This is a genomic window from Corynebacterium sp. HMSC062A03 (genome assembly GCF_001811145.1).
GTDB classification, from domain to species: Bacteria; Actinomycetota; Actinomycetes; order Mycobacteriales; family Mycobacteriaceae; genus Corynebacterium; species Corynebacterium aurimucosum.
The window spans coordinates 1-26555 of the sequence record NZ_KV803701.1 but is presented as its reverse complement, the minus strand read 5'-3'; the positions used below and the strand labels follow the sequence as shown (position 1 = coordinate 26555).

Below are 26555 nucleotides of genomic sequence, written 5' to 3'. Positions count from 1 at the left end.
TGCTTAAGGTCTAGTAACCGCGCGCGATGTACTCATCGATGCGCGCCGCCTCAGCACCAATGGTGGTCTCATCGCCGTGGCCCGGGAGGACGCGGGTCTCCGGCGGGAGGTTCAACACGCGGTTGCGCAGGGACTCGATGATGACGTCGAAGTCAGAGTACTTGCGGCCGGTAGCGCCCGGCCCGCCGTTGAAGAGAGTATCTCCCGACAGCAGCGTGGCCTCGTCCGCAATGTAGAGCACCACGCATCCCGGCGAGTGACCCGGCGTGTGGAAGACCACGAAATCGCTATCACCCACGGTGAAGAGCTGGTTATCCTCCAGCGGCACGAAGGTGGCGTCCTCGTGCGTCTCCTCCCACAGGGGGCGATCATCCGGGTGCAGGTACACAGACACACCGAAGTGCTCAGCCACCTGGGGCGCGAGTTCGCAGTGGTCGTTATGTGCGTGGGTGAGGATAACGCCCTTGACGGTGCGCTGTCCTACCTCTTCGATGACGCGCTCGGCGTCGTGGGAAGGATCGATGATGTAGCACTCGGCGTCGCTTGACGCGCCACCAGCGGCCAGGATGTAGACGTTATTGTCCACGTCCCACTCACCGCCATCCAGGCGGAACTTTCCTGAGGTTACAAACTGTTCAATGATCATTTACAGCTCCACTACGGATCGAAGTACCTTGCCAGCCTTCATGGTAGCGAAGGCTTCCTCAACGTCGTCCAGACCAATGCGTTCGGTGACGAAGTCCTGCAGCGGGAAGCGGCCCTGCAGGGAGAGGTCGACGTACATGGGGAAGTCACGCTCCGGCAGGCAATCGCCGTACCAGGAGGACTTCAGCGATCCGCCGCGTCCAAAGAAATCGATCGCCGGGACGTCGAAGCGGCTGGTGAGGTTCGGCACGCCCACCATGACCATGCGGCCGGCCAGGTCGCGGGAGTAGAAGGCCTGGCGGGTGGTCACCGGGATGCCCACGGCGTCAATGGCCACGTCGGTGCCGAAACCATCGGTGAGCTCGCGGACTGCCTCGATGACCTCGTCCTCAGACTTATCCTTCGCCGCAACGGTGTGGGTAGCGCCGAACTTCTTGGCCAGTTCCAGCTTGTCCGGGTCCAGGTCCACGGCGATGACCTTGGAGGCACCCGCCAGCACCGCGCCGGCAATGGCCGCCATGCCCACGCCACCGCAGCCGAAGACCGCGACGGACTCGCCGCGCTTGACGTCCGCGGTATTCACCGCAGCGCCCAAGCCGGCCATCACGCCACAGCCCAGCAGGCCCGCGGCCGCCGGGTCTGCCTCCGGGTTGACCTTGGTGCACTGGCCTTCGTGGACCAGGGTCTTCTCCGCGAAGGAGCCGATGCCGAGCGCCGGGGTGAGCTCGGTGCCGGCGTCCTTATCCCCGTCCGCGAGCGTCATCTTCGCGGAGGCGTTGTGGGTGTTGAAGCAGTACTTCGGCTCACCCTTCTTGCAGGCGCGGCACTCGCCGCACACCGCGCGCCAGTTCAGGACCACGAAGTCACCGACCTCGACGTGGGTGACGGCATCGCCCACGCGCTCGACGACGCCCGCCGCCTCATGCCCAAGCAGGAAGGGGAAGGCATCCTCGATATCGCCATCGCGGTAAGCCAGGTCGGTGTGGCAGACGCCGCAGGCCTGGACCTTGACCACGACATCGTGCTCGCCCGGGGCGGGCACGACGATGTTGACGGTCTCGACGGGCTCGCCCTTCGCGCGCGCAATCACGCCGCGGACGACCTCCGCGCCTTGCTGGGAGTTATTTTCATTTACATTTTCATTAACAGCCATGTCCGCGAGGGTACGCGAAAGGCCCGGGCAACGTTGCCCGGGCCTGAAAAGTCAGAAGAGCGCGCTTCTAGAAGCTAGCGAGGTGGTTGGCCACAAACTCGTGACCGCGAGCATTAATGTGCAGCGGCAGGTTGCCCGGCCCCGCGGAGAAGTCCACCAGACCCGCCCACAGGCGCTTGTCGGCGTCGGCACACATGCCACGATCCCAGGTCATCGGCTTCATGTCCACGAACTCGGTTCCGGTAGCGCGCGCCAGGTCCACCTGCATCCACTGCGCGACGTTTTCATAGCGCTGCACCATCGGCAGAGCCGTGGCATCGGCCGGCTTCGGGCCGAAGTGGAGGAGGCAGTAGCGGTCACCCGAGCCAATGGTCGGGTAACCCACAATCTGGATGCGGGCATTGGGCGCTGCCGCACGGATCTTGTGGATCAGCGGCGCATTGGCGCCGACCCAGCGGGCGCGCAGGTCGCCGTCGGAAAGCCCGGCGTTGTTATACGTATCGTTGAACCCGCTGGAGAAGAGCACGCGCTGGGTGTCCGCACTGAGCGCGCCACGGCGAATGGCATCGTCGATCTGTGCATTCACCTGCGGCCCCTGGGACATGGACACAGCACCGGAGCAGGAGAAATCCGCCACCGGCATGCCCAGCTTGGCGGCAGTGCGCTTGGCGTAGTTATTGCCGGACGGGCAGTTCAAGCTCGGGTTGCGCTGAGAAGAGCCCAATCGCGAGGACAGATACACATCCAGTTGCGGATCCGCGAGCACGGAATCACCGAAGGCAACGAGGTTACGCTCGCCGGCAACTGCCTGGGGAGCTTGAGTCAATCCAACCGCCACGAGGAGGGCGGCGCAGAGGGTGGCAATGCGCTGAGTAGACTTCACGTGACTAATGTCCTTCCAAGAGAGTATGTTCTAGACCGAAACCATAATAGACTACGCTAGCGGTTGCAGCTTATGTAACAATAGCAACACCTGTAACAGGTTGTCGTTTTTATTGCGGCTCCCCCGCCGCCCCGTAACCTCTTTTCCCCTCTTATCGATGAGAACCTTATGAAGCTTTCTGATGTAACCTTTCACGCCGCTGCCCTCGGGCGTTTTATCCCCTCGCTGTTCCGCGCAGGCCTCATTAGCCCCGCCGGCGGCCCGCGGGCGGTGGCCTTGACCGCACCGGTTCTCGCGCGCTACCGCTTCACCACCGCCCGCGAAGTAGAGCAGGCATACATGACCTGCCCAGAACGCCTAGCGCTTATCGACGATGACGGGGCACTCACCTACCGCCAACTGCGCGATCATTCCCAGACCTTCGCGCGCTGGCTGCTTTCTTTGAGGCTCGATGAGATCCGCCTCGGTGTTATGGCACGCAATGGCCGCGGCATCATCACCCCGCTGGCCGCCAAAGGCTATGCGGGGGCACACATCTTTTTGCTCAACGTTGGATCTTCCCCCGAACAGCTCGCCGGATGCATCGAGGAAAACCGCATCAACGTGCTCGTTATCGACGATGAATTCATCGACCGTCTCGCCCCCGCCGACGGTCCTAATCCCACCAATAGCGCTAGCCCCATTGATGGCCTGCACGTCGTCATTGGCCACGAGTCCGGTGCGGAAATTCCCGCTGAGCTGGCGCAAGCGGCATCGCTGCGCAAGATCGTGGAGAACCCGCGGGACGTCGAGAAGCACAAGCTTCCCACCTGGCCCAAGCACGGGCATATCGTGCTGATGTCCTCCGGCACCACGGGTATTCCCAAGGGAATCATGCGCCCGGAGCCCACGCTGCCAGTGGTGGTTGCCTCCATCGTGGATGCGGTGCCGTGGCGCGGGGACCAAAAGGTGCAGATGACCGCCTCCATCTTCCACACGTGGGGCTGGGCCTGCCTTAACATCGCTCTGGGCCTGCGCAATACCATTGTCACCCGCCGTGTCTTTGACCCGGCGGCCGCACTCGATGATATCCAGCGCTACCAGCTCGATGGCCTGCTCTCCTCCCCCGTCTTCTTCCGCCAGATGGTTGAGGTTGACCCGGATTCGGCGTATGACACCTCAAGCCTGAAGTTCATTGCCTCCGCCGGGCACGCGCTGACCCCGGAGATTGTCAAGGAAACCCACGAGCGCTTCGGCCCGATTCTCTGCAATGTTTATGGCTCCACGGAGCTAGCACTGGCATCGACGGCCACCATGGAAGAGGTGGCTAAGGACCCGACCATCGGCGGCAAGATTGCCTCCGGCACCAAGCTGCGCATCCTCGATGAGGAAGGCAATGAGGTCCCGCGCGGCGAGGTCGGCGAGATTTACCTGACTAATTCCACCGCGCTCATTGGCTATACGAACCCGAAGATTCCGCTCAACAAGGTTGATGGCCTCATCTCCATCGGGGACTTGGGCTATATCGACCCCGACGGCTACCTGCACGTGGTGGGCCGCGCCGATGACATGATCATCGTCGGTGGTGAGAACGTGCACCCGCAGTCGGTGACGGAGGTTCTTGAGGCCATGCCGGGCATCGCGGAGGTGCACGCCGGCGGCGTGGAGGATGAGACCACCTTCCAGCGCATCGCCGTGTGGGCAGTAACCACGCGGGATGCCCTGGGCAACACCGTGACTGCCGATAGCATCCGCACCTGGGTCCGCGAGAACCTCGCCGACCACTCCGTGCCGCGCGACGTCCACTTCCTAGACAAGCTGCCGCGCAACGCCACGGGCAAAGTGGTGCCGCGCCTGCTAAGCCACACCGACTAGCCCACGCTCATTTTTCTCTGCTTGTTTTCTCAAGGCATAGAACCCACCAAGCCAAAACTGCCCTAGTTGCCAAAACCTTCGCTCCTCACCGCATGAAGCAGCATGGGTTTTGTCAACTAGGGCAGTTTTATGTCTGGGCTGAACCGAATCAGATTAGTTGCTGCGCTTGACGGTTGCGGCGACCTCGCCTGGCAGGGCATGGCCCTCGCGAGCAATGTCGACTCCGGCAACCTGCTTGGCCGTCGGGCACACCACCGGGGTGATGAGGTTGACGCCGCGCTCGCGCAGCTTGCTTGCCTCCACCGCGATGATCGGCGTGCCGGCAGTGACGGTATCACCCTTCTTAGCCAAGGCCGTGAAGCCTTCACCCTTCAACTCCACGGTGTCGATACCGATGTGGATGAGCAGGTCCAGCCCGTCTGCTGTCTTCATGCCAAAAGCATGGCGCGTCTTGAAGACCATGGTGATGGTGCCGTCTACTGGGGCGCAGACGTCGAAGGCATCGACAGCATCAGGCATAACCGCGAAGCCTTCGCCCACCATGCCCTGGGCAAAGGAGGCATCCGGAACCTGGGAGAGCTCAACGACGTCACCCGCGAACGGGGCGCGCACGTCGACATCCGCGTCATCGCTGCTGACGCGATTAGCGGAAGCGGCACCGGCGCTGGCTGCAGCCCCCGCAGCTCCAGCCGCGCTCGCTGCACCAGTCGTGGCCAGGGCCGGGGAACCGTGGCGCAGCTGGTGGCTGACCTCGTCATACATGAACTGTACGGCCGGGCCCACGATGACCTGAACACTCTTCTCGGAGGGGTGGATGACACCGGAGACGGCGGCGCGTTTGATCAGGGAGTCGCGAACAAGCGCGCGGTCCTTCACACCCACGCGCAGACGCGTGGTGCAGTAGTCCAGTGAGTCGATGTTGTCTTTGCCGCCGAGGCCCTCGATGATGCGGGCGGCATCGGCTGCGGTCTTGTCATCGCCGGTAGCAGAATCCTCCACGTTGTCGGCTTCGTCCTCGCCGCGGCCCGGGGTCTTGAGGTTAAGCCAGCCGATGAGGAAGTAGAAGATGATGAAGTAGAGGAAGAAGAAGCCCACGCCCATCACCAGCAGCATGTACCACTTGTTGGCCAGCGGGTTCTGCGAAGAAAGCAGCATGTCCACAAAGCCGGCGGAGAAGCCGAAGCCAGCGGTCCACTCCATGGTGGAAGCGATGAAGACGGACAGGCCCATCAGCAGCGCGTGCACCACATAGAGCAGCGGGGCAACGAACATGAAGGAGAACTCCAGCGGCTCGGTCACACCGGTGAAGAAGGAAGCCAGGGCACCAGCAGCCATCAAGGAGCCGACCACCTTGCGCTTCTTCTTATCCGCACGCAGGTACATCGCGAGTGCCGCGCCCGGCAGACCGAACATCATGACCGGGAAGAAGCCCGCCTGGTAGCGGCCCACAACGCCCTCGACCGTGCACTGGCCATTGGCCCAGATGCCCGGGCAGTCCGCGGCGGAGGTGGCGGCTGCGGCTGCTTCGATGGTCTTTTGGCCCGCCTGGAAGTTGCCAATGTCGTTGATACCGATGACGTCGAACCAGAAGACGGAGTTCAACGCGTGGTGCAGGCCAGTCGGGATGAGCAGGCGGTTAGCCACACCATAGATACCGGCACCCGCCGCACCCAGGCCCTGGATGGAGGTACCGAAGTTGAAGAGCGCGTTGTAGATGAACGGCCACACGAAGTAGAGGACGCCGGAAATCACCATGGCGATGATGGCGGTAAGAATCGGCACGAGGCGCCGGCCTGAGAAGAAGGCCAAAAAGTCCGGCAGCTTGGTGCCGTGGAAGCGGTTATAGACCCAGGCCGCCATGATGCCGGCGAGGATGCCAAAGAGGACGTTTCCGCCGCCCACGGCGTTCCAGCCCTCCGATGCCCAGTGCAGAGCCTCATCGCCGGTCAGCGCGGTGGGGTCTTCGATGCCGCGGTAGCCGGCCACGGCGTCGGGGCCGAGCAGCTTCATGAAGGTGGCGAAGGCCAAGAAACCAGAGAGTGCCGCAGCACCGTTGGAATCCTTGGCCAGGCCGAAAGCAATGGCGATGGCGAAGATCCAGCCCAGGTTGGCCAGGACCGCGTCACCGGAGCTAATCAGCAGCTGGGCGGCGAGGTTATCCGGGCCGGCGGCGCTGGAAATCCAGTAGCCAAGGCCACTGAGGATCGCCGCGACGGGCAGCACCGCCACGGCGCCCATGAGGGCTTTTCCGAGCCGCTGCAGCGGCCCCATGACATCTATTTTCATGTCTGAAACGTCCTTTCGAGAAGGGAAGTTATGGAATTAGAAAAAGGAGCTTTAACGCAGGCGGTTCTGGTCCGCGAAGAGGTAGTACTCGCGATCCTCCAAGCGGGCAGCGGCGGCTTCATCCACAATCACCGTGGCGTGCTGGTGCAGCTGCAGTACCGAGCCAGGGCAGCGCGCCGAAAGCGGTCCCTCAACCATCGCTTGCACCGCGTTGGCTTTGTTGCTGCCGGTGGCGATGAGGAGCAGGTGGCGGGCCTCGCTAATCGTGCCCAAGCCCTGCGTGAGTGCGTGGCGCGGAACGTCCTCGACATTGTCGAAGAAACGGGAGTTATCCTGCACAGTCTGCGGGTGCAGCGCCACCACGCGAGTGCGCGAGGTCAGGGAGCTCGAGGGCTCGTTAAAGCCGATGTGGCCATTCGCGCCAATGCCTAGCAACTGGATATCGATGCCACCGGCATTCCGGATGGCCTGGTCATAGGCGGCGGTGGCTGCCACGGGGTCGGCAGCGCTGCCCTCTGGGCTCTTGACCAAGGCATCATCGAAATCGACGTGGCTGGTGAAGTCACGGCGGATGGTGGCGTAGTAGGACTGCTCGTGTTCGGGGTTAAGGCCAAGGTACTCGTCGAGAAGAAATGCGTGGCTGCCCGCGAAGCTGACCTCGCCGCGCTCGTGGCGGGCGATGAGCTCCTTGTACGTGGCCACCGGGGTGGAACCGGTGGCCAGCCCCAGGGTGGCGGAATTGTTGGCGTAGCGTGCGAGGATATCGGCGGCCGCGGCGGCGACCTCGGCGGGGGTGGAGCGAATGAGGATGTCCATAATCTGCCTTTCTGATGTGAGTGAGAGTCTTGTTTAAAAGTTTATAAATTCAGTGCCACCGACAATGACGCGCACCGGTTCCAGCTGGGCATTGAGGCCCACCAGGTTGGCGCGTGCACCAACCGCGATGCGGCCTAGATCTTTGCGTCCCAGCACATCGGCGGCCGTGGTGGAGGTAAAACGCACCGCTTCGCCCAGACCATGGCGTGCGGCGAAGCTGGCGAATTGCTGGGCCAAGGTGGACGTACCACCCGCGATGGCGCCGCTGGGCACGCGCGCGACTCCCCCGCTCACGGTGACGGGGAGGGAGCCCAATTCATAGTCACCGTCGGCCATGCCAGCCGCCGCCATGGCATCCGTCACCGCGAAGGAGCGGGGGTTGTGAGCCATGTCCACGGTGCCGTCCACAAGATGCACGCCATCGGCGATGAGCTCGACAGCCACGTCCCCCGCCTTCGCCGCGGTGAGCAAGGCGGCCACCGTGCCCGGCGCGCGGTGGTGGATGGGCGGCATGGCGTTGAAGAGGTGCGTGCCGGTCACGGTGACGCCGAGCTCCTTGGCCTGGGCGATAACGTTCAGCGTGGTGTCATAATCGGCCTCGGTGTGGCCCAAGCTGGCGATGATGCCGTGCTCCGCGCAGACTTCGAGCAGCTTGTCGACGTTCTCCGTCTCCGGCGCAAAGGTAATCGAACGCAGGTGCCCGCGGGCCGCGGCGATGACTGCACGGAAGAAGTCCGGGTCGCCCGGCACGATGCGCGAAGGGTCCTGCGCGCCGCACTTGGCCGCCGCGATGAAGGGGCCCTCCATGTGGATGCCGGCGCTCTCGCCTTCCTCAGCCAGCTGGGCCAAAAGCTCGGCCCGCGCGCACAGCTCTTCTTGCGTGCCGGAAACCAAGCTGGCCAACAACGTTGTGGTGCCGTGTGCGCGGTGGAAGCGGACGGCGGCCAGGCACTGCTCATAGTCGCCGTTGGGGAATCCCCCGCCGTTGCCGCCGTGGTTGTGCAGGTCCACGAAACCGGGCACCCAGAGCAACGCATCCGGGTCCCCGGCGCGCCAGGCGGCCTCGGCTGCGGGGACGTCGCCAAGCGCTATGCCCTCAATACTCTCCCCAAATGTGACGGCCCCGGCGCGCAGCTCGAAGTTCTCATCGATGTAGAGGCCCTCGACGTGGCCTTTCGCCTCTGTCTGCATGACTCATTCGATTCTGCTTGTACGGGCTGGCGTGGCGCAGCCCGGTTGACAATTCACTTGAAATTTATCAGGGCTGCTGATTTTTGTGAATCACGCCTCCGCCGAAGGGGGTGTGTGAGCGCAGGTGACTTATAGTGTGCTCAAGAACCGAAGTCTGGGACTCTCCTCATCCCACAACGGTAGAGTTGACCACATTTAGCCCACCTGACCGTCCACCCAAATGGAGCTATCCTCATGGCCCACTTTTCTGCACGTCAGCTCAAGCACCTCATGGGTTTCTGGCCGCCCTTTCTGGGCGCTGGCATAAAGATCAAGGAATTCGCTGATGACGGCACGCGTGTCGTGGTCAGCCACAAGCCGAACATGTTGACCAAGAATGCCATGGGCGTTGCCTTCGGCGGCACGCTCTCCGCCATGACGGATCCGTTCTTCATGCTTGCCTCCATGCACCGCCTGGGCAAGGAGTACCGCATCTGGGATGCCGCTGGTGAGATTAAGTACCTCAAGCCCGGCCGTGGCACGGTCACCGCCGACATGCGCATTCCGGAGGAGACCTACGCGCTCATCGAAGAAAAGACGGCCAACGGTCAGAAGTACCTCCATTGGTTCGACGTCAACATCATCGATGAGGAAGGCGATGTCGTCGCTCATGTGCGCCGGCAGGTGTATTACCGACGCAAGCAGAAATAAGCAGCGAGTACGAAAGCCTGCGCGTCGTCGCAGACGCTGGGGTTACCGGAGTATTTCCCAAAAATTCTGGCGCCGAGTTTACCTGGTAGTTTGATTCCATTTTGTCCACACCGGGAAGTTATGTGTTGTGGAAGGCCTCGCGCCCAATTATCCTTGAGTCACAACGTCAACCCGAGAAGGATAAAGCTGGGTTCCCGAATGGAGTAGGGCTTCGGCCTGAGAATTCCTTTGCTCCGAGGGTTGGCGTTTTTACTTTGTTCTCACCTTGGCGGCCTAAACGACAAAACGTGTTGTTTAGGCCGAACACTGTTCTAGCTGGGGCTTAATGGAGCCGCCTGCGAGAATCGAACTCGCGACCTTCTCATTACGAGTGAGATGCTCTACCGACTGAGCTAAGGCGGCACGATGCAGTGTGTATATGCACCGCGTGAGAGTTTAGCTTAGGCCGGGGCTGAGAAAGAAATCGGGCTGCTTGATGTGGGGCACGCACAGCAAATGCTGCAAGTTAGCGCGCACCGCAGGCCAGGCGCAGGCGGCCCACCATACCGTCGAAAGCCACCTGCGGGGTGACGTTCTGCGGTAGCTGCTCGCGGCAGGTGCGAATGGCGGACTGGGCGGCCAGCAAGCCATCTTCGCTCACACGCTGGGCAAGTTCGCCGGCCAGGCCGGCGAAATCCGGGTGGGTCATCTCCACCTCGGCACCAACTTTGAGCATGAGCGCATCACGGTAGATGCCGGCGAGATCCACGAGGGCGATGTCGAGGCCGTCGGCGATGCGTCGTTTAGCGCGCTTCTTGTGAAGCTCCTCCATATCCTTCAGGGCACTGCGGGCGTCGCGCTGCGCCTTCGTCGCGCCCTTGCCCTTGGCACCAACGCCGAAGGATTGTTCAATCTTGGATCGCTCCGCCTCCTCCGCCGCCGCGTGGGAGTCCTTGGCCTCCTTCTCAATGAATTTCAGCAGCGCTGTGACGGATTGAAAGGCCTGGGAGCCGTGAAAGACATCCTCGGCCAGGTTGATGGCCATGGCGCGGCGCTTCTGCGCGGCGGGTTCGTTGACCAGGTGTCGCGCGCGCCCCACGTGGCGCAAGGTGGTCACGGCGGCCAGGCGCGCGTCATCCTCGCTGGCGCCTTCGGCGACGAGCTGCTTGACCACACCCTCCACGCTCGGCGCCGGGATATAAAGGTGGCGGCAGCGGGAACGCAGAGTGACCGAGAAGTCCTCCGGATCCTCCGAGGGCGCGACCATAATGATGACGGTGCGCTCCGGGGGTTCCTCTACGGTCTTCAATAGTGCGTTGGCGGCCTCGTTGCGGAGGCGATCTGCCTTATTGAAGATGACCACGCGCCAGGGTGCAACACTCGGCAGGCTGGCCGCGCGCCCAATGACCTCGCGGGCCTCGCCGACCGTAATGAACTGCTCCTGCGGGTCCACGTAGACCAAGTCGGTGTGCTCTTGATTGTCCAGGACGCTTTGACAGGAGGCACAGCGCCCGCATCCGGGGTTGCCGTTCTCGTCGGCAGACGTGCACATGAGTGCTGCGGCGAAACACTGCGCCGCCAGCGAGCGGCCGGCACCGGGAGGACCGGTAAAGAGCCAGGAATGGCTCATCGCCCGCGGGTCACCTTCGCCCCGTGCCGCGCGGGCAGCACTGAGGATGGTGTGGGCGACGGAGGGGGCGTCGGCAAGCCTTTCTGCAACGCTTGATGTATTCACTCGCCCTAGCCTACTGGGATAACTAAAGTGAGTAACCATGAATAGACTGATGCGTGGCGCCCGCTGGTTATGGGGTACTCAATGGCCGATGTACGCCGCGCTCGTCCTTGGCTCCAACATCATCGGTGCCATTGCGATCATGACCTTCGTGGTCTTCTTTCTCCCCATGCCGGAGATCTCCGACTTCATCGCCCACACGCCCCACCTGTGGACCTATGGCACGTTGTTCGTAACCTTCGCCGTCATCATCGGCATCGCGGTGACCCTGCGGCTGTTCCGGCCGGTCTTGGACTGGCAGCGCAGTCCCGATGACCATGATCCCAATATGGTGCGCAACTTGGTCCTGCGCATCCCGCTCTACCAATCTGGCGTGGCCGCAGGTGTCTGGCTGCTGGGCATTCTTTTGGCGGTGATATTAGCGGGCCAGCACTCGGCACGGCTGGCCGTGGTCGTCGGTGTTTCTGCTGCACTGGCCGGCGGCCTCATCGTTCTCCTGACATACCTGCAGGCGGAGCGCCTCGTGCGCCCCGTGGCGGCGGAGGCCGTGGCCCGCCGCTTTGAGGATTCCACCCTGGAACCGCCGATTAAGTACCGTCTGCTTTCCACGTGGCTCATGACCTCCGGCATCCCGCTCATCGGCATCATCCTGGTGCACCTGGGACAGAAAATGGGGATGTTCACCGCCGATACCGCCGATATCATCCCCGCCATCATCGCGCTGAGCATCACGGCGCTGGGCACGGGGCTTATCGGCACCATGTTCGCCATGATGAGCGTGGTGGACCCCATCCTGGAGCTACAGGACGCCATCAACCGCGTGCGCCGCGGCGAGAACGACGTCCAGGTAGACATCTACGACGGCTCTGAGCTCGGTGTTCTTCAAGCTGGTTTCAACGAAATGATGCGCGGCCTGCGTGAGCGCCAGCGCGTGCGCGACATCTTCGGCCGCTATGTCGGCACTGAGGTGGCACAGCGCGCCTTGGAGGAGCGCCCGGAGCTAGGCGGCGAGGACCGCAAGGTGGCAGTGCTGTTTATCGACGTCATCGGCTCCACCACCTTCGCCGTCAACCACACCCCGGAGGAGGTCGTGGAGGAGCTCAACAAGTTCTTCGAGCACGTCGTTGAGGTGGTACACCGCAATAAGGGCATCATCAACAAGTTCCAGGGTGATGCTGCTCTGGCCGTGTTCGGTGCCCCACTGACGGTCTACGATGCCAACTCCATGGCCCTGCAGGCTGCCCGCGAACTGCGCCAGGAACTGCGCGGGCTGCGACTGCAGGCAGGCATCGGCGTGGCCGCGGGCCACGTGGTAGCCGGCCACATTGGTGGTGCGGATCGCTTCGAGTACACCGTTATTGGTGATGCCGTCAATGAGGCCGCACGCCTTACCGAGCTGGCCAAGGACACGCCCGGCCAAGTGCTCACCAACTCCGCCACGCTGCGCGGCGCTAACGAGGCCGAGCAAGCGCGCTGGACACTGATGAAGTCTATCGAGCTGCGCGGGCGTCGCCGCATGACGCAACTGGCGCGCCCTATCCGCCCGACGCTGGCGGAGCGCGCCCTCGGATAAATAAGTCTTTGTGATTCTGGTAGTTTCGGGGCCATGCCCCATCAGCCACACCAGCCCCATCCGCCACGCCAGAATTCGAGTCCTCGCTTTCTCGTCCCCGACGTCGCCCGCGGCATGGCTCTGCTAGGCATTGCGCTGGCAAACGTCTGCACCGCGTGGATTATGAACGACGGCAATGGCCCCGATGCTTATTTCGGCGGCGTCGACTCCCTCGCAGACAAAATCTACGTGGTCTTTGCCGCCATGTTCATTCACGTGCGCGGCCTGCCGATGTTCTCCACGCTCTTAGGTTTCGGCGTGGGGCTTATCGCAATGAGCTTATGGCGGCGCGGCTTCCCGCTTCTCCGCGCACAAGCCGTGCTGGCAAAACGCTATGGCTTTCTCGCCCTGTTCGGCGTCTTGCACTGCCTCTTTCTCTTTTCCGGCGACATCATGATCCTCTATGGCGCGATGGGCATGCTCATCGCACTGCTGCTTTCTTTAACTGACAAGCTCCTCATGCGCGTGGCCTACGGGCTTTGTTCGCTGCTGGTTGTGTCGGGCATCGGAATGGGTATTGGGGCCGCATTCATCGATACTTCAGATTTCGATTTCAGCGGCTTTACTGCCGCCGACTCCTATTGGGAGCTGCTGGGTGAGCAGGCCATCATGGTCGGCGCCCAACTGATGTCCATCCCCCTAACCGGCGCCATGGTCCTGCCGGTTATGCTCGTGGGCTTCGTGTGGGCGCGCCGCGGCACTCTGGCCGGGGGCCATCATCGCGAGCTATGGGCGTGGACACTGGTGGCTGTAGCCATCATTCTCTTCCTCGGCCTGCCTTGGGGCTTGTCGACGATTGGGGTGCTGGATCCAGCGCTGGCAGATCCCCTCAACGCAGCAAATAGCTGCATCGGAATGCTCACCGGGCCGGGCATCGTGGCGGCGGCGACACTTGCCCTGGAACCCCTGCAGCGCCGTGGTGCGCGCCCGTGGTTCCTGTGGCCGCTCATCGCACTGGGCAAGCGTTCCATGACCGGCTATGTACTGCAGTCCGTGTTTTTCCTGGCGCTGGTCTACCCCTTCACCCTCAACATTGGACCGGAGTTCAGCGCCGCAGGCCAAGCAACGTTGGCCGCCGGGGTATGGCTAGCAACGCTTATCATCGCCTGCGCGCTCGAGGCCGCAGGCAAACCTGGGCCCTTCGAGTGGGTGCACCGCCGCTTGTCCTACGGCAAGACAATGCGCCCGGAATTAGGTGCGACGTCTAATCCCGGCCCTTCCGCGCCAACCCATCCACCAGCAGTACCAGGCCTACCGTCTGCGCCGCCGACTGCGCCGCATCCAGGGCCCGGCCACGCAGGCCCGCATCCTGGCGCTGCTCAACCGGGTTCAGGACCGTCAGCGCCTCAGAGGCCAGAAGCAGGTTAGCGCCATGACTCAGCCCTTGCGTGGCTTCGTCGGCGCGGAGCTTCTCATCACCGGCTAGCGCGGAGAGAGCGGCCGCCGGGATTCCGGCGACGGCCGTGGCGAGGCGCTCACTCCGGGTGCGCGAGAGCGCAATGCCTGCGGCCCACGCTTCGGCGCGCAGACCCCAGCCCACCGCATCATTGCGCGCGCCGCGCAGCGCCCACGCGAAGGATGCGTATTGTGCGCTCACACACGTCACGCTGAACATCGTTGGTGCACCGCGCTTGGCGGCCTGCCCCAGGGATGCGGCGATGAGCCCCACGCGGGTCTCCGGTGCGCAGTCCGGGCGCAGGGCCAGCAGCACGGGTACAGCGGCCGTCGTGGCCACACCGAGCGTGCGCCACTTAAACAGGCGTGACCAGACAGCAGTCTCCCCCGCAGCAAGCGCGCCGAGGGTGAAGTGATCGCGGCCAGTAAAGGCCGGGCCCGCCGCGCGCAGGAGAGCCTCGGTGCCTTCCTGGGTGCGGGCCACCATATCGCGGGCGAAGCTGGTCTTCATGTCCTGCTACTTCCTGCGCGAGCCGGCCTTGACCACGTTCTTGGTACCCGGCGAAGGCTTCTTCGTGGCCTTCTTGGTCGACTTCTTCGTGGCCTTCTTCGTCGATTTCTTGGTCGACTTCTTGGTGCTCTTCTTCGTCGACTTCTTCGTACCACCGTTCGCGGCATCCTTGGCGCGGCGCTCGGAGAGGAGCTCGTTGGCGCGGGCGTCGGTAAGCTGCTCCGGGTCGTCACCACGGCGCAGCGAGGCATTCGTCGTGCCGTCGGTGACGTACGGGCCAAAGCGGCCGTCCTTGACCGTCATCGGCTTACCGGACACGTCGTTATCACCCAGCTGCTTAATCGGCGGCTGCGCCGCCGCACGGCCGCGGCGCTTCGGCTCCGCGTAGATGCGGCGCGCCTCATCCAAGGTGATGGAGAAGATCTGCTCCTCCTTGGCCAAGGAACGGGAGTCCTTGCCCTTCTTTAGGTACGGGCCATAGCGGCCGTTCTGCGCGGTGATGACCTCGCCATCCGAGGGGTCCACGCCCACCTCACGCGGCAGACTCAGCAGCTTCAGTGCTTCCTCGAGGGTGACGCTGGCCGGCTCCATCGAGGCAAAAAGCGAGGCCGTGCCTGGCTTGAGCTTCTCCTCGACGTACTCAGCAATGCGCTTTTCCTTCTGCTTCGCCGCGGTCTTGGTCTCCCAGTTCTTGGCGCGCTTGCCCTCGGCGGCGCGCTGGGCGTCCTCCGCGGCGCGCTCTTCCTTGACGATCTCCTCGGCTTCGGCCTCGGCCTTCTCGCGCTCGTCGTCACGCACCTGCTCGGTCACGTACGGTCCGAAGCGGCCTTCCTTGGCCACGATGGTGCGGCCATTCTCCGGGTTCTGGCCCAGCTCGCGCCCGCCCTGCGGGGTGGCGAAAAGCTTCTCCGCCAAAGCTTCATTGAGCTCATCCGGGGTGACCGTCTCCGAGAGGTTAGCGCGCTGGTACTCCACCGTGCCATCCTCGTTGGTACCCACGGCGCGCTCAATATACGGCCCGTAACGGCCCACGCGCACGAAGACATCGCGGCCCTCAGCGTCGGTGTAGAGACGCAGCGAGTTGACCTGGCGGGCATCGATAGCCTCCAGGTTGATGTCCACCAGGGACTTCAGGCCGCCGTGGCGGGCAATGGATGCGGCCTTCCGCTCGCCGGCCTCCGTGTTGCCGAAATAGAAGTTATTCAGCCAGTCCGTACCGTTCTCCGAACCGGCAGCAATGGCATCGAGCTCGTCCTCCATGGAGGAGGTGAAGTCATAGTCCACCAGCTCGGTGAAGTTATTCTCCAGCAGGCCCACCACCGCGAAGGCAACCCACGAAGGCACCAGCGCGTTGCCGCGGGAGAGCACGTAGCCGCGGTCCTGGATGGTCTTGATGATGGAGGCGTACGTCGACGGGCGCCCAATGCCCAGGTCTTCCATCTTCTTGACCAAGCTGGCCTCGGTATAGCGCGCCGGCGGGTTGGTGGAGTGGCCGTCGGCAGTAACCGCAGCGGTCTTCAGCGTGTCGCCCTCGTTGAGGTGCGGCAGGCGCGACTCTTCCTTCGAGCCCTTCGCCGCCACGTCCTCATAGGCCTTGAGGAAGCCCGGGAAGGTAATCGTGCGGCCGGTCGCAGAAAAGTCCGCGTCGTGACCACCAGCGCTCACGGCCGCGGTCACCTTCATCGAGGTTCCCTTGGCATCGGCCATCTGGGAGGCCACGGTGCGCTTCCAGATTAGCTCGTAGAGCTTATACTCCTCAGCGTCGAGCTGCCCGGCCAGTTGGCCCGGGGTGGCGAAACGTTCGCCGGCGGGGCGGATGGCCTCGTGGGCCTCCTGGGAGTTCTTCACCTTGCGGTCATACGTGCGCGGCCCATCCGAAACAAACTCCGCACCGAAGATGGAGGTGGCGGCCTCACGCGCGGCGCCTAGGCCCTGCTTGGACAGGGAGGTCGAGTCGGTACGCATATAGGTAATGTGACCGTTTTCGTAAAGACGCTGCGCAATGCGCATCGTGCGCTCCGAGGTGTAGTGCAAGCGGCGGCCTGCCTCTTGCTGCAGCGTCGAGGTCATAAACGGTGCGGAAGGTTTGCGCGAATAAGGCTTGTGCTCAACGCTGGCCACCGTCATGGTGGAGCCTTCCAGCGCGCTGGCCAGCTGCTCCGCCTGGGCCTGCTTGACGACGACCACCTCGTCGCTCTTCAGCTCACCCTTATCGTTGAAGTCGCGGCCCGCGGCCACGCGCTTGCCATCAAGGGCGCTCAAGCGTGCGTCAAAGTCCGGTGTGGACTTGAGCGTTGCCGTGAGATCCCAGTACTCGGCGGGGATGAACGCCATGCGCTCGCGCTCGCGCTCGACGATGACGCGGGTAGCCACCGACTGCACGCGGCCAGCCGACAGGCGCGGCATGACCTTCTTCCACAGCACCGGGGAGACCTCGTAGCCGTAGAGGCGGTCGAGGATGCGGCGGGTTTCCTGGGCGTCGATGAGGTTCTCATCGAGCTCACGAGTATTTTCCGCCGCCTCCAGGATGGCGGACTTGGTGATCTCGTTGAAGACCATGCGGCGCACCGGCACCTTGGGCTTGAGCACCTCGAGCAGGTGCCATGCAATGGCCTCGCCCTCGCGGTCGGGGTCTGTTGCGAGATACAGCTGGTCGCATTCCTTCAGCTTGGCTTTAAGGTCGGCGACCTTCTTCTTCTTGTCCTGGCTGATGACGTACAGCGGGGTGAAGTTATCCTCCGGGTTAACACCGAGGCGCGCCCAGGATTCCTTCTTATACTTAGCGGGGACGTCGGCAGCGCCGCGGGGAAGGTCCCGGATGTGGCCGACGGAGGCCTCAACAATGTACTTATCGCCGAGATAAGGCTGAATCTTCTTCGCCTTGGTTGCTGACTCGACGATGACCAGGGTCTTCCCCGGGCCGGTAGCTTCTGCCACTTCGACTTCATCCCTTCCGATGGTTAGTCCTCTGCTGGGCAATTGCCCCTAGAGTACACAGATAGAGGTTCACTCTAGTTATTCAGGCCAGTACGCGTCCACACAACAGGGGGTCTATACTGGCCGTCCGAGGATTCGCCTCACAGTACACAACCGGGAGACAGCGTGATTGCGTCTATTACTGCATGGTTCGAGGTCATCATGGCCACCCAGTGGATTTATCCGCTGGTGGGTTCGCTGATTTTCCTCGACTGCTTCTTCCCCGTGTTGCCTTCAGAGGTTCCCCTCAACATGGTTGGCGCTTGGTCTGGTTCCCAAGGTTTTCCCCACCTTCCCACCATGTTTTTCGTCGCGCTGGTTGCCGCCATTGTGGGGGATAACTTGTGCTTCTTTCTGGGAACGCGGCTCATTACCCTTATTAATAGAGCCCAAAAAGGCACGAAGGCCTACGATGCCTTAACGTGGGTTAAACGCAACATTCGGCGCAGCGGCGGCGCGGCGATCATCATTGCGCGTTTCATCCCCTCGGCCCGGCTCTTCATGACGATTCTGCTCGGCTCGATGCGCTACCCGTGGCCGCTGTTTTTCTTCTTCGACACCTTCGGGGTGCTGCTGTGGGTAGCGCAGGCGCTAGCCATTGGTTACCTCGGCGGCGTGGCCTTCTCCGGCTCGCCCGCGATAGCCATGCTCATTTCCATCATCGCCGCGGTCATCATCGGCTTCGGCCTGCAAAAGGGGCAGAATAAGCTGCTGGAATGGTGGGATACCCGGCGCGGCTATGCCGAATCCCCCTAAACCACCTCGACGTTGGTGGCCTGCTGGCCCTTAGCGTCTTCCCCAATCTCAAAGGAAACGCGCTGGTTATCTTCGAGAGTGCGGAAGCCGGTTCCTTGGATCTCGGTGTAGTGCACGAAGATATCGCCGGAGCCGTCCTCCTGCTCAATGAAGCCGTAGCCTTTTTCGGCGTTGAAGAACTTGACGGTACCGTATGCCATGATGAGTTGTCCTTTGCGGAAATAAAGTAGTGCAAACTAGTGCACCAGTGTGCCACGTTTGGACACCTACAGCAGATTAGTGGAGGCAAGCGTGAGTGAGAACCCTCTGGGTGAGGAGCTCGTCGAGCACCTTGTTGAGCGTTTCCCCGAGTCCGAGCTAACGCACTCCACCACCGTGCCCGCCCAGCCAGCGAGCTATGCCGCGTGGCCGGAGTGGGTCCTGCCGGAGCTGCGGGCGACGTTGGAGGAGCAAGGTGTGGCCAAGCTCTATGCCCACCAGGTCGCCGTGGCACAGGCCGCGTGGGAGGGGCGCGACGTGGTGGTGTCCACCGGGACGAGTTCCGGAAAGTCGCTGGGCTACCGTTTGCCCATCCTGTCCCGCCTGGCGCAGGATTCGACCGCGTGCGCGCTCTACATCACGCCGACGAAGGCGCTGGGTTCGGACCAGCTGCGCGCGGTGCTGGAGCTTACCCAGAGCATCGCCGTGCTTCGCGACGTCCACCCCGCCCCCTACGACGGCGACACCCCCACCGAAGCGCGCGCCGGCATCCGGGATCAAGCGCGGTTCATCTTTTCCAACCCGGACATGATTCATTCTTCTCTGCTGGGGGCGCATCAGCGGTGGGCGCGGGTGCTGAGGCACTTGAAATTCATCGTCATCGATGAGGCGCATGCCTACCGCGGGGTTTTCGGGGCGAACGTGGCGCTGGTGGTGCGGCGTTTGCTGCGGCTGTGCGAGCACTATGGCTCGCGGCCGGTGGTAATTGCGGCTTCGGCGACCATGCGGGATCCGGCGCGGCATACCGCGCGGCTGACGGGGCGCGAGGTGCTCGCGGTGACTGAGGACGGCGCGCCGACGGGTGCGCGGACCGTAGCGCTGTGGGAGCCGGGTTTCATGGAGGGCATCGAAGGGCAGAACGGTGCCCCAGTGCGTCGCGCCGCTACGACGGAGGCAGCGTGGATGATGGCCGCGCTCGTGGCGCAAGGTGCGCGGACGTTGACCTTTGTGCGCTCGCGGCGCGCGGCAGAGACCACCGCGCTACGGGCAGCGGAGGAGCTCTCCGGGAGGCTGGGCAGGCCGGATTTTGCGCGCCGGATTGCCGCCTACCGCGCGGGTTATCTGGCCGAGGACCGCCGCGCGCTGGAGCAGGCACTGGATGATGGTTCCTTGCTCGGCGTAGCCACTACCTCGGCTTTGGAACTGGGCATTGACGTCGGCGGGCTGGATGCCGTGGTCACCGCTGGGTTCCCGGGTACGGTCGCCAGCTTTTGGCAACAGGCAGGACGCGCGGGCCGCCGCGGGCAGGGCTCTCTGGTGGTGTTGGTAGCCCGCGATGAACCGATGGATACCTACCTGGTTCACCACCCGGAAGCGCTGTTGGGCCGGCCGGTCGAGGCCAGCGTGTTCAACCCCGCTAACCCTTATATTCTGGGCGGACACGTGTACTGCGCGGCGGTGGAAAAACCGCTGAGCGACGCCGACGTGGCCGCCTTCCACGCCGAGGACGTGGTCCACGACTTAGCCCAGCAGGGCCTGCTGCGGCGGCGCCCGCGGGGCTGGTTCGCCGCTCCCCTGCCCGCTGGCTCCAGCGAGCTCACCCCGGAGACCGCGCACACGGCCGTCTCGCTGCGCGGCGGCTCGGGCGAGGAGGTCATGATTGTCGATTCTTCCGACGGCCGCCTGCTCGGCACCATCGATGCAGCCCGCGCGGTCAGCCAGGTACATCCCGGCGCGGTGTACCTGCACCGCGGTGAAAGTTTCGTGATCGAGGAACTTCACCTCGGCGGAGGCGATGGTGGCGCAGCTCCCGCCGAGCCAGGCGTAGCCCTCGCCGTACCGAAGACGCCGGACTACACCACGCAGCCGAAGTCCACGACGGATATCCGCATCCTGCGCGAGGCCGATGACTTGGTGAACTACGCCCCCGGCCTGTGGGTGGCCAGCCTGGAGGTCGAGGTGACCGACAAGGTCACCGGCTACCAGGTTCGGCTTCCCGATGGCTCCGTGGGCGAGGATATCCCCCTTGACCTGCCGGAGCAGCGCCTGGTGACCCGGGCGGTGGCCTACACCATCGATCCGCTGGCACTCGCAGCGATGGGAGTCACCGCCGGGCGCACGCCAGGCACCCTCCATGCGGCCGAACACGCCGCCATTGGGCTGCTGCCGCTCATTGCCACCTGCGACCGCTGGGACATTGGTGGTGTGTCCACCGCCCAACACGCCGATACGGGCTTGCCCACGGTCTTCGTCTACGACGGCCACCCCGGCGGTGCCGGCTTCGCCGAGGAAGGATTCCGGCGTTTCCCCGAGTGGATTAAGGCCACCTTTGAGGCCGTGCGCTCCTGCCCCTGCGAGTCCGGGTGTCCGTCGTGCGTGCAATCCCCCAAGTGCGGCAACGGCAATAACCCTCTGGACAAGACTGGCGCTGTAGCGCTGCTTGGCGCGCTGGTAACCATGACCTCTTAGACCGGACCGGCGCGGGCGATGGCGCTGCGCCCGCGCATCTGGGCGGCCACCTCAACGTCGCTCCCATCGATGACGCAGGAGCCGAGTTCCGCGCCGTTGAGCGCGGCAATCTCTGTGGCCTTCGTGCAGGCGTCCCTGCCCTTGGCCACCTCCCACGCGCCGGCCACCGCGGCCAGATCCGCCGCCACCTGCGCTTCGTGCCGTGCCACAACGAGCGAAGCAACCGCCGCAACCGCCAGCAACAGAGAAGCCACTGCGGCGATGATCCCGGCGGTGACGACAGTGGCATAGCCCTCCTCGCCCGCCAGGATCCGCGCCCAGCTGCGCTGATGACGACTCATGGCTGCGCCCCTGCGGCCCCACCGGCTGCCATCTCCGCGGGAAACACCGCCTGCGCGCGCATGGTTCCCAGGGGTGCGGGCACGGCGGCCTCAGCGGTCATGAGGCCGGAGCCTTCGCTCACGGTCACCGTCACTCCTTCGCGCTGAAAGTCCACGCCGATGGCGGCGGAGCGAGCTGCAGCGCCCGCGGCGTCAACGGCAGCGAGGTGGGCCGACAGCGTGGCGATGCCACCCACGATTCCCGCCGCAACGATGACGAGCGCGGACAGCGACAGGGCCGCCTCGATGGTGACGGAGCCGGCGTCATCCAGCGCGCGCATTAGCCCGGGGTGTTAGACAGCGCGTCGGTGATGATGGAGGTAATAGCGCTGGTTACTTCACCGCCATTGACCACGGCATAGAGCACCGCGGCAAGCGCTGCAGCCGCGAGCGAACCCATAGCGTACTCAATCGTAGACATACCATCATCATTTCCTAATAGTGACTGGTAGTTTAACTTTTTCTGCATGTTTTACCTAGCTTTCTTTCCTGTGTTTGTGTAGGTTTCGTTTACTGAATTGGTGAGTGGTTAGTTGAGCGATTATTGGTATGAACGGGCCTAGAAAAGTTGCTGCCCCAAGCTGATAAGGACAGGTATCAACCCAAGGACCAGGAAGGCGGGAAGGAAACACACCGCCAGCGGTGCTGCAATGAACACGCCAGCGCGCTCCGCCCGCGCGGTAGCTTGTGCCGAGGCTTCGGCACGCAGCTGCGCCACCAACCGGTGGCACCCAGTAGCCATGGCCGCCCCCGATTCGCCAGACAGCTGCGCAAGCCGCACCAGCTCTTCCAAATGCGGCTGACTGGCCAGCGCCGACCACGCGGTACCCATGGGAACCCCCACCCCGATAAGCGCCGCTGCCTCTGACCACCGCGGCGAGGCTTCAGCGACAGCTAGCACGGCACTGCGCGTGGAGAGACCGGCCTCCAGGCATGCGGCGAAGAGCTCCAGGTCGCTGGCTGCATCAAGCGCACTGTAGTCCGTGTCTGGACCATCGCGCGGCGTCTTCGGGCGCGGCGTGCGCGAGCCCGACTGGGCTATCCGCCCAGCTGGTGCGGAAGCGGTAACAGCGAGTGCCGCGGCCATTAATGCAGCGGAGATATAGGTCAAGACCATCACTGCGCCGCCTTCCGCAGAATGAGGCGCGACCAGGCAAAGCCGGCGCAGACGAGTGCCACGCCGACGTCGAGAAGCACGCCCCCTAAGCCACCACCCAACAAGAACCCCAGAGAATCCGCACCCATCGCCCCACCCATGAGAATGCCCGCCAGCGGCAAGCACGCCAGGATAACCGCGGTGGCCTGCGGACCCTGCAAAGAGGCAGCGGTCTCACCGGCGTGGCGGCGCGCGGTATCCAGCTGGCTTTGGGCCTGCTCAATGAGGTTCGCCAGCGCCACACCATGGCGCCCAGACAGGGTGAGCAGCGCTGCATAGCGCGCAACCTCCGGTGCATTGAGAGCAACCGCAGGTGAGCCCCCTTGTGCTGCGAGACCCGCAGCCGTGCTCAACGCAGCGCGGAGATTCTCCGGGGTGGAGTCAGGAAGGGCATCGGCACCCCGACGCAACGCCCCCGCCGTCGTCGAACCGGCTCGCAGCTCAGCAGCAACGGAACCAAAGTAGGAAGCGAGCGCCTCTGCACTGTGACGCTCGCGCCTCGAGGCTGCCAGGTCATTGGCAAACCACAGCGCACAGGCCACAATGCAGCCCACCGCCACCACAACAGTGGGCCGACCGAAAAAGACACAGCACCCAACCCCGAGAAACACCGCCGCAGGCGCCAGCGAACGTGGTTTCGGCGATTCCAGCCGCGTCACCGAAGCAGGCTGCGAGAGCAAACACGCCGCTGCAAGGAACAGCCACATCATGGTTCCACCCCCAACCGCGAACACAGCTGCGCAAACCCGGGAAGCGGGCCCTCTTCGGCCGTCCACACCAGCTGAGGCGTGACCGGGTTTCCCTCCAGCACGCCGAGGTGCGCGAGACGCCGCCCCTGTGGCGTGCGTTCCATCCCGAGGACCACGTGCACGGCGGCCGCCAGCTGCGAGTGCAGCGCCACGCGGTCGAGTCCTCCCAGCGCGGCGAGGGCCTCCATGCGGGCGGGCACTTCATCAACAGAGTTGGCATGCACGGTGCCCGCGCCACCATCGTGCCCAGTGTTGAGCGCGGCAAGCAATTCCACTACCTCTGCGCCGCGGATTTCACCGACCACGATGCGGTCTGGGCGCATGCGCAGCGCTTGGCGGAGCAGGAGCGACATAGAAATCTCACCGCGCCCTTCCGCGTTGGCCCGGCGCGATACCAAGGTCACCACGTGCGGGTGATTCGGGGAAAGCTCCGGGGTGTCCTCGATGATGAGCAAGCGCTCGGTGACGGGCACGCACCCCAACAAGGCAGCGAGCAACGTCGTTTTGCCTGAGCCCGTCCCTCCCGTAACCAGGAAGGATGCCCGGCGCTCAACCACGGCGCGCAAAACATGTTCCAGGCTGGATTCAATGCTGCCATTGGTTATTAACTCCTCTAGGCTGGTTTGCGCCTGGCGCAACACACGAAGGCTGATGCAGGTTCCGCTTGCTGAAGGAGGCGCAAGCAACGCGTGAAGTCGGATCCTCGTTCCATCGGGGCGGGTCAGGCGCCCATCGGCAAAAGGTTGCGCATCATCTAGCCGCACGCCCGCCACCGCAGCCAGCCGGGTAGCAAGCTGGCGTACTTCGGCGTCATCGGCAAAGCCGATATCACGCGGCTGCAGGCCCTGCCCGCAATCGACGAAACAGGAATCGGGGCCATTAACAACAACATCGGTCAGCCCCGGCAGCGATAGGACCGGTTCCAATAATCCTAAGCCCACGGAATCGTGGCGCAAGCGCTGCAGAAGGTCGAGTACATCGACGTCGCTGATAACTCCGGCCTCCTGCCGGATGCGCCGCGCCAAGGCTGGTGCATCGTGGGCTAACTGCGGCTCGGCGGCCACGATAGTGCGCATCGTATCGATCAGGTTCATGCCACGGCCTCCCAAATCTGGCGCGCGACACGAGCTAGGGCTCGGGGCAGCTGGCGCGGCAGCCCACTGGTTTCCACCGTGCGGGTCAAACCACGGATGGTCGGCAATTCAGCAATTGGGTCTGTGTGGGTCACCTTGGCGATGTCGCCGACATCCAGGCCAGCCCACTGACGATTGCGCACGACGACGGAGCACTCCTGCGCCCGGGCACGAAGCTCTGCCACCAGCTGCGCGCAGGCGGCGGCCGCCCGTACCTCAGCAGCGGTAAGCAGCACCACGTGATCCGCAGCATCAGGGATATCCCACGGTGGGCAGTCCACCACGACGGTCCCTGGATATAAACACGCTGCTTGCATAATCGCCGCGCGCCGGGTCGCGGTCATCTGGGCCACCTCCGCGTTGGCGGACCTCGCAGCTGAGAGCACCGCTATGCCATCCGGGGTGGTGGGCAAGGCGCGCACAAGGTCTGCTGCATCAACCGAACCGGTCCCTGCGGCGAGATCCGGCCACCGCGCGCCGGGCTTGTTCTCAATGCCGGTCAGCAAGTCGAGGCCGCCGGAATAAGGGCTCGCGTCAACAAGGAGATCTGCGCCTGCCTCGCGGGCCAACGCCACCGCTACAGTCGAAACACCCAATCCCCCAGCGGAACCGGTCACCGCCAGGGTTATACCGGTGGACACGGTGGTCTCCGGAGTGGCGTCCGCAGCTAATGCGCCCAGGAGCTCTTTTGATTGGGCAGGAACGATGAAGGCGGCAGTCGCGCGGCAACAGAGTGCGGCCTCATAATCAATCGGCCCCGGATCCAGCGCCAGGAAATACACACGCGGATGCCCCGCCACGAGACGGGCCGTCAGCGAATCAGCTAAGACAGCATCCGCCTTCGGCAGGTGGCGGGAAAAGTCCCGCGGATCCTCGACGGTGCTCACTTCCGCAGTACTGGCAGCAGCCGCGGAAGCTGCTTCTGCTCGCAGTGCGGCATCCCCGACTGCGATAACTAGGTGAAACGTGCTCATGCCCGAAGCATGCGCGAGCACACCTACCACGCGCTAGGGCTTCCTAGCCGCCTGTGGATAACTCCGCAGTTTTCATCTATAGACGCCGGTTTTGATGACGTTTAAACAAATTTAACGGGGTTTAAAGCCTACAATTCACAGGGAACCCGCCACGTCGTGTCCTAAGAAAAACTCACAAGCCATACAACGGGCTTAGGCTTAGGGAAAGCCAAAAACATCAATAACCCCGGCGATTTACTCCTACTTTTGTAGTGCAGGGATCGTTCCGAGGCTTTCAACAGAAAAACTAGCATATCCATAATGAATAATCCAGAATCCGCCCTACTACCACTATCTCAGTGGTTTTCATCTGCGCGCATGAGCCGTTACGCTGCCCATCCAACTCCAGAAGCGCTATACCTTTGGAATACTCACCTTACAAAGACCTATCTCGCCGACATTGAGCATCTCGAAGTGCTCCTCCGCAATTGCATCCACACCGCCCTAACGCGCAGATACGACGAACGGTGGTTTGACAACCATCGAATAAATTTCAGCAGTGAAGCAGCCAAGAGCATCCACAAAGCAATGAAGAGAGCCGGAGGGAGGAAAGCACCACCAGGAAAAATCATCGCTGAACTCAGTTTTGATTTCTGGCGCTTCCTCTTAAGTAGCCACTATCAGGCGAGCATCTGGCCGCAGATAGAAAAGGCATTGAAGGTAAAACCCGACGACAGACAGCAATTCGAAGAACTTGTAGTCATTATTTACAAAATGAGAAACAGGTGCTCTCACCACGAATCAATCGTCCAACAACACAATATCCCTGGTGAAATCGCACATCTTGACTCTGTTGATAACGCCATCCACATGGTAGCGAAATTCATTGATCCCGAAGCCGCGACGTGGATCAAGGATAATTCCAGAGTGCCAGCTCTACGAGTGCAACGACCTTAGTCACATATCTGAATGCCGGCCACGGCAACACTGGGACTGGGGGGCTTAAGGGGCTCTTCCGGTTTCGGGGTGCGTAGCGGG

At 63.2% G+C, this 26555-nt stretch carries 23 protein-coding genes and 1 tRNA gene; 7 read left to right on the top strand and 17 right to left on the bottom strand.

Translation table 11 applies throughout. The features are described 5' to 3' along the window. Nucleotides 1-10 precede the first annotated feature (10 nt). The 3 genes from HMPREF2781_RS09920 to HMPREF2781_RS09910 form a co-directional block, all read right to left on the bottom strand. Nucleotides 11-646, bottom strand: a complete 636-nt coding sequence (locus HMPREF2781_RS09920) for an MBL fold metallo-hydrolase (protein WP_070444061.1) — start codon at nucleotides 644-646, stop codon at nucleotides 11-13. After that, nucleotides 647-1798 carry an S-(hydroxymethyl)mycothiol dehydrogenase gene (locus tag HMPREF2781_RS09915; RefSeq protein WP_070444064.1) on the bottom strand — a complete coding sequence of 384 codons (1152 nt, stop codon included), beginning with the start codon at nucleotides 1796-1798 and terminating at the stop codon, nucleotides 647-649. It lies immediately after the preceding gene. Between the two features lie 67 nt (nucleotides 1799-1865). Continuing rightward, nucleotides 1866-2681, bottom strand: a complete 816-nt coding sequence (locus HMPREF2781_RS09910) for a GDSL-type esterase/lipase family protein (RefSeq protein WP_070645723.1) — start codon at nucleotides 2679-2681, stop codon at nucleotides 1866-1868. 168 nt (nucleotides 2682-2849) lie between these two features. On the opposite strand from HMPREF2781_RS09910, the gene HMPREF2781_RS09905 reads away from it, so the two are divergent. Then, nucleotides 2850-4535, top strand: coding sequence for an acyl-CoA synthetase (locus HMPREF2781_RS09905; RefSeq protein ID WP_070645721.1), 1686 nt, complete (start codon nucleotides 2850-2852; stop codon nucleotides 4533-4535). A 153-nt stretch (nucleotides 4536-4688) separates the two neighbouring features. Here the strand turns inward: HMPREF2781_RS09905 and nagE are convergent, their stop codons facing one another. Genes nagE through HMPREF2781_RS09890 form a run of 3 tightly spaced genes read right to left on the bottom strand, consistent with a single transcriptional unit; the run spans nucleotide 4689 to nucleotide 8828 of the window. After that, nucleotides 4689-6821, bottom strand: a complete 2133-nt coding sequence (nagE, locus tag HMPREF2781_RS09900; RefSeq protein ID WP_070645719.1) for an N-acetylglucosamine-specific PTS transporter subunit IIBC — start codon at nucleotides 6819-6821, stop codon at nucleotides 4689-4691. A gap of 51 nt (nucleotides 6822-6872) precedes the next feature. Further along, nucleotides 6873-7637, bottom strand: coding sequence for a glucosamine-6-phosphate deaminase (nagB, locus tag HMPREF2781_RS09895; RefSeq protein ID WP_070645717.1), 765 nt, complete (start codon nucleotides 7635-7637; stop codon nucleotides 6873-6875). 33 nt (nucleotides 7638-7670) lie between these two features. Next, nucleotides 7671-8828: an N-acetylglucosamine-6-phosphate deacetylase gene (locus HMPREF2781_RS09890; protein WP_070645715.1), complete on the bottom strand. Its 1158-nt coding sequence runs from the start codon at nucleotides 8826-8828 to the stop codon at nucleotides 7671-7673. 234 nt (nucleotides 8829-9062) lie between these two features. Between HMPREF2781_RS09890 and HMPREF2781_RS09885 the strand changes: the two genes are divergently transcribed. Further along, nucleotides 9063-9518, top strand: a complete 456-nt coding sequence (locus HMPREF2781_RS09885; protein WP_070645713.1) for a DUF4442 domain-containing protein — start codon at nucleotides 9063-9065, stop codon at nucleotides 9516-9518. A 326-nt stretch (nucleotides 9519-9844) separates the two neighbouring features. On the opposite strand, the gene HMPREF2781_RS09880 is transcribed toward HMPREF2781_RS09885, so the two are convergent. Together HMPREF2781_RS09880 and HMPREF2781_RS09875 are read right to left on the bottom strand one after the other, a co-directional pair. Beyond that, nucleotides 9845-9920, bottom strand: a tRNA-Thr gene (locus HMPREF2781_RS09880). A 103-nt stretch (nucleotides 9921-10023) separates the two neighbouring features. Then, nucleotides 10024-11271, bottom strand: a complete 1248-nt coding sequence (locus tag HMPREF2781_RS09875; RefSeq protein ID WP_083308560.1) for a DNA polymerase III subunit delta' — start codon at nucleotides 11269-11271, stop codon at nucleotides 10024-10026. Here HMPREF2781_RS09875 and HMPREF2781_RS09870 point away from each other — a divergent pair. Then, on the top strand, nucleotides 11270-12802 hold the full coding sequence (locus HMPREF2781_RS09870) for an adenylate/guanylate cyclase domain-containing protein (protein ID WP_070444091.1): 1533 nt from the start codon (nucleotides 11270-11272) through the stop codon (nucleotides 12800-12802). The genes HMPREF2781_RS09875 and HMPREF2781_RS09870 overlap by 2 nt on opposite strands. Nucleotides 12803-12835: 33 nt before the next feature. Then, nucleotides 12836-14209 carry a DUF418 domain-containing protein gene (locus HMPREF2781_RS09865; protein ID WP_083308559.1) on the top strand — a complete coding sequence of 458 codons (1374 nt, stop codon included), beginning with the start codon at nucleotides 12836-12838 and terminating at the stop codon, nucleotides 14207-14209. Between the two features lie 544 nt (nucleotides 14210-14753). On the opposite strand, the gene topA is transcribed toward HMPREF2781_RS09865, so the two are convergent. Beyond that, complete coding sequence (gene topA, locus HMPREF2781_RS09860) at nucleotides 14754-17684, bottom strand: type I DNA topoisomerase (RefSeq protein ID WP_070645706.1); 2931 nt, start codon at nucleotides 17682-17684, stop codon at nucleotides 14754-14756. Nucleotides 17685-17885: 201 nt separating this feature from the next. Here topA and HMPREF2781_RS09855 point away from each other — a divergent pair, with 201 nt between their 5' ends. Further along, on the top strand, nucleotides 17886-18479 hold the full coding sequence (locus HMPREF2781_RS09855; protein WP_253287253.1) for a DedA family protein: 594 nt from the start codon (nucleotides 17886-17888) through the stop codon (nucleotides 18477-18479). Here HMPREF2781_RS09855 and HMPREF2781_RS09850 read toward each other — a convergent pair. Continuing rightward, nucleotides 18476-18679 carry a cold-shock protein gene (locus tag HMPREF2781_RS09850; protein ID WP_010189920.1) on the bottom strand — a complete coding sequence of 68 codons (204 nt, stop codon included), beginning with the start codon at nucleotides 18677-18679 and terminating at the stop codon, nucleotides 18476-18478. The two genes, HMPREF2781_RS09855 and HMPREF2781_RS09850, sit on opposite strands and share 4 nt — an antisense overlap. Nucleotides 18680-18770: 91 nt before the next feature. Between HMPREF2781_RS09850 and HMPREF2781_RS09845 the strand changes: the two genes are divergently transcribed. Further along, the gene (locus HMPREF2781_RS09845; protein WP_070645702.1) at nucleotides 18771-21146 is read left to right on the top strand and encodes a DEAD/DEAH box helicase; all 2376 of its coding nucleotides are present in this window, start codon (nucleotides 18771-18773) and stop codon (nucleotides 21144-21146) included. On the opposite strand, the gene HMPREF2781_RS09840 is transcribed toward HMPREF2781_RS09845, so the two are convergent. The 7 genes from HMPREF2781_RS09840 to ssd form a co-directional block, all read right to left on the bottom strand. Beyond that, nucleotides 21143-21487, bottom strand: coding sequence for an Rv3654c family TadE-like protein (locus tag HMPREF2781_RS09840; protein WP_070645700.1), 345 nt, complete (start codon nucleotides 21485-21487; stop codon nucleotides 21143-21145). The genes HMPREF2781_RS09845 and HMPREF2781_RS09840 overlap by 4 nt on opposite strands. Continuing rightward, nucleotides 21484-21807, bottom strand: coding sequence for a hypothetical protein (locus HMPREF2781_RS09835; RefSeq protein ID WP_070645699.1), 324 nt, complete (start codon nucleotides 21805-21807; stop codon nucleotides 21484-21486). Before HMPREF2781_RS09835 ends, HMPREF2781_RS09840 begins: the two co-directional genes overlap by 4 nt. Beyond that, complete coding sequence (locus HMPREF2781_RS09830) at nucleotides 21807-21995, bottom strand: DUF4244 domain-containing protein (RefSeq protein WP_070645697.1); 189 nt, start codon at nucleotides 21993-21995, stop codon at nucleotides 21807-21809. The genes HMPREF2781_RS09835 and HMPREF2781_RS09830 overlap by 1 nt, the downstream gene beginning before the upstream one ends. A 90-nt stretch (nucleotides 21996-22085) precedes the next feature. Next, the gene (locus HMPREF2781_RS09825; protein WP_070645695.1) at nucleotides 22086-22643 is read right to left on the bottom strand and encodes a type II secretion system F family protein; all 558 of its coding nucleotides are present in this window, start codon (nucleotides 22641-22643) and stop codon (nucleotides 22086-22088) included. After that, on the bottom strand, nucleotides 22643-23392 hold the full coding sequence (locus HMPREF2781_RS09820; protein ID WP_070645693.1) for a type II secretion system F family protein: 750 nt from the start codon (nucleotides 23390-23392) through the stop codon (nucleotides 22643-22645). The genes HMPREF2781_RS09825 and HMPREF2781_RS09820 overlap by 1 nt, the downstream gene beginning before the upstream one ends. Continuing rightward, complete coding sequence (locus HMPREF2781_RS09815; protein ID WP_070645691.1) at nucleotides 23389-24525, bottom strand: TadA family conjugal transfer-associated ATPase; 1137 nt, start codon at nucleotides 24523-24525, stop codon at nucleotides 23389-23391. Before HMPREF2781_RS09815 ends, HMPREF2781_RS09820 begins: the two co-directional genes overlap by 4 nt. Then, a complete protein-coding gene (gene ssd / locus HMPREF2781_RS09810) occupies nucleotides 24522-25538 on the bottom strand; it encodes a septum site-determining protein Ssd (protein ID WP_070645829.1) in 1017 nt (338 codons plus the stop codon). The genes HMPREF2781_RS09815 and ssd overlap by 4 nt, the downstream gene beginning before the upstream one ends. Before the next feature lie 300 nt (nucleotides 25539-25838). Between ssd and HMPREF2781_RS09805 the strand changes: the two genes are divergently transcribed. Further along, complete coding sequence (locus HMPREF2781_RS09805) at nucleotides 25839-26474, top strand: Abi family protein (RefSeq protein ID WP_070444124.1); 636 nt, start codon at nucleotides 25839-25841, stop codon at nucleotides 26472-26474. The last annotated feature ends 81 nt before the right edge of the window (nucleotides 26475-26555 follow it).